Genomic DNA, 7690 nt, shown 5'->3' with positions numbered 1-7690 from the left:
AGACAGATTAGCCATTTGTGCATGTTTTCGCACAAAGCACAATTCGGCTATGCGAATATCCGCACTTTCTATGCGCGAAACGAAACCTCGATTTCGAGAATATTCAATAAAATCATAGGGAAATTCTCTTCCACGCAGTCTGGCACGGCAGTTGCAAACACGAATTCAGCGGTCGCGAGACTGCTGGAGGTCAATGCAATTGCTCCGGGAGGTCGAGCTTTCGATCGGAGCACAATGGAGGACGTCATGCAGACAGTACTCGCTGCCGCCGAGCCGCGCGGCAAACTTCCCTTCTACCGGCATCTCTATGTGCAGGTGCTGGCGGCGATCGCCGCCGGTGTGCTTCTCGGCCACTTCTATCCCGAAACCGGTGAGGCGATGAAGCCGTTCGGCGACGCCTTCATCAAGCTGGTGAAGATGGTGATCGCGCCGGTGATCTTCCTGACGGTGGCGACTGGGATCGCCGGCGTTGCCGACCTGCAGAAGATCGGCCGCGTCGCCGGCAAGGCGATGATCTATTTCCTAGTGTTCTCGACGCTGGCGCTTGTCGTCGGTCTCGTCGTGTCGAACGTCGTCCAGCCGGGTGCCGGGATGCATATCGATCCGGCCACGCTCGACGCCACCAAGGTGGCGACCTATGCCGAAAAGGCGCACGACACCAGCATTGTCGGCTTCCTGATGAATGTAATCCCCGACACGATCACCGGCGCCTTCGCGAAGGGCGACATCCTGCAGGTGCTGTTCTTCTCGGTGCTGTTCGGTGTCGCTTTGGCCATGGTCGGCGACCGCGGCCGTCCGGTCGTCGATTTCCTGCAGGCACTGACCACGCCGATCTTCCGCCTCGTCGCCATTCTGATGAAGGCCGCGCCGATCGGCGCCTTCGGCGCCATGGCCTTCACCATTGGCAAATACGGCATCGGCTCGATCGCCAACCTCGCCATGCTGATCGGCACATTCTATCTGACCGCGCTGCTGTTCGTGCTGGTGGTGCTTGGCGCCGTTGCCCGCTACAACGGCTTCTCGATCCTGGCGCTGATCCGCTACATCAAGGAAGAGCTGCTGCTGGTGCTCGGCACCTCGTCCTCGGAAGCGGCACTGCCGGGACTGATGTCCAAGATGGAGCGCGCCGGCTGCAACCGCTCGGTGGTTGGGTTGGTCATCCCGACCGGCTATTCCTTCAACCTCGATGGCACCAACATCTACATGACGCTGGCCGCTTTGTTCATAGCGCAGGCGACCGACACGCCGCTCACCTTCGGCGACCAGATCCTGCTGCTCGCCGTTGCCATGCTGAGCTCCAAGGGTGCCGCCGGCATCACCGGCGCCGGCTTCATCACGCTCGCCGCGACGCTCTCGGTCGTACCCACGGTGCCGGTCGCCGGCATGGCTTTGATCCTCGGCGTCGACCGCTTCATGTCGGAATGCCGGGCGCTGACCAACTTCGTCGGCAATGCGGTGGCGACCGTGGTCGTGGCGCGCTGGGAAGGGGAACTCAACCAGACCAAGTTTGCCGCAGCAATGGCCGGCGACTTGCCGGAGGAAGCTGACCTGTCGCTGCCAGGGCTGCAGGCCGCCTGATTGTCAGGCTGCATGGTCATAGTCCGAAGCCGGCTGCCGCCGGCTTCGGACTAGCCGCGGCCAATCTCTAACATCTGCGATTATCCACAGGCCACGCCGCTGCGCGCTAGCCTCGAATGTAACAAGCTTGTGAGTCTTGTTGTTGGCGCGGGGCTTGCTCCAGCCGTATTTGATGGCCAGTATCCGCCATGCCTTCAAGGCACCCGTCCACTTCGATCCCGACCTGATCGCGACCGAAGGCGAGACATTTCCGTCGGGCTCGGTTGCGAGCGGCCGAAACCGTCGGAGCTTTTGCTGCCGCCGACCACAACCTTGACCAAGGCGGCAGCCCTCGAAGGCATGGCGGCCTCGCTACGAAGTCGCAAGAGACGTGACCCGTCTCCTGACGGAAGGCGCATGCTTCCTCTCAGGAACTCGTCGCGCTTGAAGAGGGGGCGGCCCGTGAGCGGGCTTTGCCGAACCAAAGCAAGATGCGAGGTCGAACGCGATGCAGTCTGAACCGAGGATTCCGGTATCAATCATCATCCCGAACTACAATTACGCGCGTTTCCTCAAACGCAGCATTGATAGCGCGCTGGAGCAGGACTACGCGGATGTCGAAGTCGTCGTCGTCGACGATGCATCCCAGGACAATTCCACGACAATCATAGAATCCTATCGCGACGAGATCGTCGCATGCCCGCGAGTGCAAAATGGCGGGCATGCCGCCGCGTTCAACACCGGCTTTGCGGCAAGCTCGGGCAAGATCGTCCTGTTCCTCGACGCCGACGACTACCTCTATCCGACCGCTGTTTCCACGATCGTCGACACCTGGGATGCGGCAACGGCCCAGGTGCAGTCCAGGCTGCATATCGTCGACGAGCGGCAACGCATCAAGGACGTCTTTCCGCCGCCCGAACTGCCGTTCGACAGCGGCGACGTCATGCCGAAACTTCTGCACAAGGGCCGCTACCAGACAACCGTAACCAGCGGGCTGGCCTTTGACCGCACAACCCTGGAATCGATCATGCCGATTCCAGAGCCGGAGTTCCGCCAGGGCGCCGACGGCTATCTTGCAACGCTGGCGCCTATGTACGGGCACGTCCAGTCCATTGAGGAATGCGTCGGCGCCTACAGGATCCACGGCGCCAACCATTCGGTCTTCGGTGAAAAGCTCGCCGAGCGGGCGCGCTGGAGGGTAACCCACGATTTCCGCCGCATGCAGGCGCTGTCGGATCAAGCCTCCGGGATCGGCTTAACAATCGTGCCGTCGGAGGCGGTCCGCCACGATCCGGTCCATCTGGAAGAGCGGCTGGCGTCGCTGTGCGCAGACAGACGCCGGCATCCCGTGGCCAATGATTTCCGGCTGGCGCTCGGGGCGGCGGGCGCCGTCGCCAGCCTCGAAATGACCGCGTCCCTGCGGCGGCGCGCCGTCCTTGCCGCCTGGTTCCTGTCAGTCGGGGTGTTGCCACGGAAAATGGCGACGGCGGTGCTGTCGTGGAAGCTCGACGCATCGTCTAGACCGGCATTCCTTAGCCGTCTGTCCAAGACAATCCGCTACGCGATGGGATAGAGTGACGCGTTGACATGGCTCGGCCAGTTGTCCGACCGAGTGCCCAGGCGCCATCGTCGACTGCAGTCGAAGCTTGCCGGGCTCGCCAAACATGTTCCAGGACTATTTTCGTTCCATAAGTTCTGACAAGCTTCGCCAACCTGGACTCACCAGGCAAGTTCGGGGGCGTCCATGGACCTGGAGGAAGTCTGGCGGATCCGGGAAGAGAAAATCTATCCAACCCTCTTCGGCGGAGAGCAACGCGGCATCTTTACGCTTTCGTCTGGGTTGTTTGCGCAAAGGTTCGGTGTCAAAGAGATCGATCCCACGTGGCCGTTTTACGGCGTATTTGAGTTCGCACCGACGCCACAAAGGCCGTTCTGGCTCTACGTCACTTCGGGTCACTCAAATCCGTGGCACGAGGAAAGCGACGGCTACGATCCTGCCTCTCAATCAGGGGCTGGCATCGAGTTCATTTTTGCATCCGCGGAGCGCGGCGATTGGGCAACCCAATGCCTGCAAAACCTGCTGGCTTTCGACCTGCTGCTCGACGTGGGCCATTTCCCGGGCGGTCAGCCATTGACCGAGGGCGATCGCATTCCAATCCGCTCGCCGATCAACGGAAAGGAAAACTGCCTCATCAGAAATGTGATCCTTTCGCGCCCCGCCTCTTTGCCGACGGGCTTCCAATTGCCTTCAGGGCAGGTCGAGCTCCTGACCTTTACAGGGATCACCGATAGTGAACTGGCCTTCGCAAAGGAGAATGGCACCGAGGCTCTCATCGACCGGCTGCAACCCCTTGGGTTCTTTCCGGTGACCGATCCTCACCGGAGGTCCATCACTTAGCGGCAACGTGGTGCGGCCATTCGCGTCTGCAGCCAGACCTTGTATCCTAATTCGGCCGGCGCAGCCTGACCACAACACTGCGCGCCGCCAGCACCAGCACCGTGATGATGATCAGGATCACCGAAAGGGCGGCGATCGCCGGGTCGATGTTGTCGCGCAGGCCCATCCACATCAGCCTGGGCAGCGTGATGGCGTTGACCGAGGTGATGAACAGCGTGACGCCGATCTCTTCCCAGGACAGCACGAAGGACAGGAGGGCTGCGGTGACGATGCCGAATTTGATGTTGGGCATGATGATGCGGGTGGCGCGCTCCCACACGGTGGCGCCGAGGCCGCGAGCGGCAAGGTCGATGCGCCGGTCGAGCTGGCTGAGCGACACCAGGATCAGCACTGTGGCGAAGGGCACCGTCATCACCGCATGCGCCATGGCGACACCGAGCCAGGTGTCATAGCCGAAGAACGAGCTGACGCCGGAGATCGAGGTCAGCAGGAAGTAGAGCGTGATCGCCGAGACCACAGGCGGCACCACCATCGGCAGCAGCACGAACCCGACGAGTGCAGCGGTAAAGCGCGGCTGGAACATCCACACACCGAGGCTGAAGCACAGCGCCAGCACGGTGGAAAAGGCGCTGCTGACGACGCCGATTCTGATCGAGAGCAGGATCGAGTTGATCCAGCGCGGATCCTCGATCAGCGCCCGGTAATGGCGCAGCGACAATTCGCCTGACGGCATTGCAAGCATGCGGGTCGGCGTCAGCGACACCGGGATGACGGCAAGCAGCGGCAACAGCAGAAATAGCGCAACCAGGGCGGCGAGGACCAGCGAGACGGGGCCGGGGCGGTAGGTCGGCATCAGATCAGCTGCTTCGGTCTGACATAGCGGAACACCAGCGCCATCAGCGCGCCGACGAACAGCACCAGTACGACGCTGATCGCCGCCCCCAGGCCCCAGTCCGGGCTCTGGAAGATGCGGAGATAGATCAGCTCGGCGACCATCACGCTGCGGCCGCCGCCGAGGATCGCCGGCGTCACGAAGAAGCCCAGCGAAAACACGAAGACGATTAGCGCCGAGCCGATGATGCCGGAGCGGGTCATGGGCACGAACACCGACCAGAAGGTGCGCATACGGCTGGAGCCGAGCCCGCGCGCCGCCAGCAGGACGCGGTCGTCAAGGCTGCGCATCGACGACGCCAGTGGAAACACGGCGAAGGGGATAAGGAAATGCGTCATGCCGACGATGACGCCGAATTCGTTGCGTACCAGCGTCAGCGGTTCTGAGATGAAGCCGATCGCCTGCAGCCAGGTATTGAACAGGCCGCGATTGGAAAGCAGCGCCACCCAGCCGAAGGCGCGCGTCAGCACCGAGATCCAGAACGGCACCAGGATGCAGAATTCGGCCATTACGCGCTGCGCCGGCGTGCCGCGCACCCAGACCACGGTGATGGCATAGGCAGCGGCAACCGAAACAATCGTGACGATCGCGGCGATGCGCAGCGTGCGGACAAACACCGACTGAACCAGCGGGTCGCTAAGCAGCGTGCCATATTGCCCGAGCCCCGGCTCTGGCAGCGTGAAGCTCCAATTGACGACGCCGAAAAATGGCCAGGCATAGGCAGCGCCAAGGAACAGGAGCAGCGGCGCCATCAACAGCGCCGCGCCCATCCTGTCGGAGAGATATGCTTTCATCTCGGCCCCGGTTGTCCCGGTCCTATCAGGCGGAGATGATCTTCGTGTATTCGTCGAGTGCGGCCCCGTAGTTCTTGGCGTACCACTCCATGTCGAGCGCGATCTGCTTCTTCATGTTTTCGGGGTCGACCGGGTTGATGCGCTTCTTGTCGGCGGGGATCAGCGCGTCGGCGGCCGGGTTGGCCGGACCCTGGCCGAGCTTGTCGAACATAATGAGCTGCTTTTCCGGATCCTGGGCGCTGGCGATGAACTTCATCGCCGCGTCCTTGCCGCCAGGATTGCCCTTGAGCACCGCGAGCGCGCCGGGCGAGATCAGGCCCTGGTCCCAGATGAATTTGATCTTGCCGCCGGAATCCTGCTCGATCAGCGACGCCCGAGTCGACCAGACGATCGCCATCGAAGCCTCGCCATCGAGCAGCACGCTCTGGCTTTCGGCGCCGCCGCCCCAATAGGCCACGACGTTTTCCTTGAAGGCGGCGATCTTGTCATGCGCGCGCTTGAGATCGAGCGGGTAGAGCGAGGCAGGCGCGACGCCGTCGGCGAGCAGTGCCGCTTCCCAGCTCGACACGCCCCATTTGTAGAGCGAGCGCTTGCCGGGGAATTTCGTCACGTCGAAGAAATCGGCCATCCCGGTCGGTGCCTGGCTGCCGAATTTCTCGGAATCATAGGCGATGACATAGGAGAAGAAATAGGTCGAGGCGGCGTGCTCCCAGCCGAAGCCCTCGCGCATCTTCTTCTTGTCGACGATCGAATAGTCGATCGGCTCGAGCATGCCTTGGGCGCCGAGGGTGATGGCCGAGAACGGGTCGACGTCGACCAGGTCCCAGGTCGGGGCGCCGCTCTTGAACTGCGCCGCGATCGCGCCTTCTGTCGGGCCGGAGCCATCCATCTTGACGGTGATGCCGGTCTCCTTGGTGAAGGCCTGGCCATAGGCCGCATCATAGGCGGTGATGGCGTCGCCGCCCCAATTGACCAGCACCAGTTCCTTGGCTTGCGCAAACGCGCCGGTCGAGCGCAGCAGGATCGGCGTGCCGGCCAGCACGAGTGCGGCCAGCTGCGTGAACTGCCGGCGCGAGATCTCACCGCGCGCTGCCCTGGCGGACAGCGTCTCGATAGAGTGTTTCTTGGTTTCGCTCATCTTTGAATTGTTTGTCATGTCAGTTCCCCTTTTTTGTCGTTGATACTTCCCGAAAGTCAGCTTGGCGAATTCAGCGTCGCCACGCCAATCGTCATTGTCCTCCGTCCGGAAGGAGGAAACCTTTTTCCGCCGGCCATGTCAGCCACACGGAATTGCCCTTGCTGAGTGCCGACGCTGCGACCTCGTTCGGCACCGAGACCGTCACCTTGGCGCCCTGGCGCGTCGTGAGATCGAGCCGAGTCGCGGCACCGAGATAGGTCGAAGCGACCGCAGTCGCGGCGATGCCGTTCTCGCCGGCGGCCGCTTCGGGCGCGATCGACATGTATTCGGGCCGGATCGCCAGGATGGCGTTGCTGCCGACGGCGCTTGCATTGCCGCGCAGCGTGATGGTGCGATCTTCGCATAGGCCGGTGGCGCCGTTGTCGGCGTTGCGCACGCCCTTCAGCGGCAGCATGTTGATCTCGCCGAGAAACTCGGCGACGAAGCGGCTGGCCGGCCGGTCGTAAACCTCGTCAGGCGCGCCAACCTGCAGCAATTTGCCGTGGTTGAAGATGGCAACGCGCGACGATAGCGCCAGCGCCTCGCTCTGGTCATGGGTGACGAAGACGAAGGTGGTGCCGGTCTCCTGGTGCAGCCGCTTCATCTCGGCCTGCATCTGGCCGCGCAAGCCCTTGTCGAGCGCCGAGAACGGCTCGTCGAGGAGGAGCACGCCCGGCTCGAACACCAGCGCGCGTGCCAGCGCCACGCGCTGCTGCTGGCCGCCGGAAAGCTGCGACGGCAGTTTCTTCTCGTGGCCCTTCAGCCCGACGCGCTCGATCATCTCGCCGACACGTCGTTTGATCTCTGCCGACGATTTCTTGCGCACCTTGAGCGGGAAGGCGATGTTGGCCTCGACCGACATATGCGGGAAC

General features: G+C 62.5%; 7 protein-coding genes. 3 read left to right on the top strand and 4 right to left on the bottom strand.

Annotated elements, in window-relative coordinates:
- The first annotated feature begins 246 nt into the window (after window positions 1–246).
- From EOA85_RS21635 to EOA85_RS21620, 3 genes are all read left to right on the top strand, one after another.
- Window positions 247–1578 carry a dicarboxylate/amino acid:cation symporter gene (locus EOA85_RS21635; RefSeq protein WP_206523339.1) on the top strand — a complete coding sequence of 444 codons (1332 nt, stop codon included), beginning with the start codon at window positions 247–249 and terminating at the stop codon, window positions 1576–1578.
- Window positions 1579–2065: 487 nt separating this feature from the next.
- A complete protein-coding gene (locus tag EOA85_RS21625) occupies window positions 2066–3130 on the top strand; it encodes a glycosyltransferase (RefSeq protein ID WP_127211103.1) in 1065 nt (354 codons plus the stop codon).
- Window positions 3131–3301: 171 nt separating this feature from the next.
- Entirely contained in the window at window positions 3302–3955 is a 654-nt protein-coding gene (locus EOA85_RS21620) for a suppressor of fused domain protein (protein WP_127211102.1), read from the top strand.
- Window positions 3956–4001: 46 nt separating this feature from the next.
- On the opposite strand, the gene EOA85_RS21615 is transcribed toward EOA85_RS21620, so the two are convergent.
- The 4 genes from EOA85_RS21615 to EOA85_RS21600 all read right to left on the bottom strand — a co-directional run.
- Window positions 4002–4808, bottom strand: coding sequence for an ABC transporter permease (locus EOA85_RS21615; protein ID WP_065006676.1), 807 nt, complete (start codon window positions 4806–4808; stop codon window positions 4002–4004).
- Window positions 4808–5641, bottom strand: a complete 834-nt coding sequence (locus EOA85_RS21610) for an ABC transporter permease (protein WP_127211101.1) — start codon at window positions 5639–5641, stop codon at window positions 4808–4810. The genes EOA85_RS21615 and EOA85_RS21610 overlap by 1 nt, the downstream gene beginning before the upstream one ends.
- 25 nt (window positions 5642–5666) lie before the next feature.
- Window positions 5667–6779, bottom strand: a complete 1113-nt coding sequence (locus EOA85_RS21605; protein ID WP_065006765.1) for an ABC transporter substrate-binding protein — start codon at window positions 6777–6779, stop codon at window positions 5667–5669.
- Between the two features lie 91 nt (window positions 6780–6870).
- A partial coding sequence (locus EOA85_RS21600) for an ABC transporter ATP-binding protein (RefSeq protein ID WP_164759789.1) occupies window positions 6871–7690 on the bottom strand: 820 nt, incomplete at its 5' end.

Source organism: Mesorhizobium sp. M5C.F.Ca.IN.020.29.1.1 (genome assembly GCF_003997375.1).
Classification (GTDB): domain Bacteria; phylum Pseudomonadota; class Alphaproteobacteria; order Rhizobiales; family Rhizobiaceae; genus Mesorhizobium; species Mesorhizobium wenxiniae.
The sequence above is the reverse complement of the archived record's forward strand: the minus strand, read 5'-3'. Positions and strand labels throughout refer to the sequence as shown.

Coding starts and splice junctions, on each gene's coding strand:
- EOA85_RS21635 (WP_206523339.1), top strand. CDS start 247: ATGCAGACAGTACTCGCTGCCGCCGAGCCGCGCGGCAAACTTCCCTTC.
- EOA85_RS21625 (WP_127211103.1), top strand. CDS start 2,066: ATGCAGTCTGAACCGAGGATTCCGGTATCAATCATCATCCCGAACTAC.
- EOA85_RS21620 (WP_127211102.1), top strand. CDS start 3,302: ATGGACCTGGAGGAAGTCTGGCGGATCCGGGAAGAGAAAATCTATCCA.
- EOA85_RS21615 (WP_065006676.1), bottom strand. CDS start 4,808: ATGCCGACCTACCGCCCCGGCCCCGTCTCGCTGGTCCTCGCCGCCCTG.
- EOA85_RS21610 (WP_127211101.1), bottom strand. CDS start 5,641: ATGAAAGCATATCTCTCCGACAGGATGGGCGCGGCGCTGTTGATGGCG.
- EOA85_RS21605 (WP_065006765.1), bottom strand. CDS start 6,779: ATGAGCGAAACCAAGAAACACTCTATCGAGACGCTGTCCGCCAGGGCA.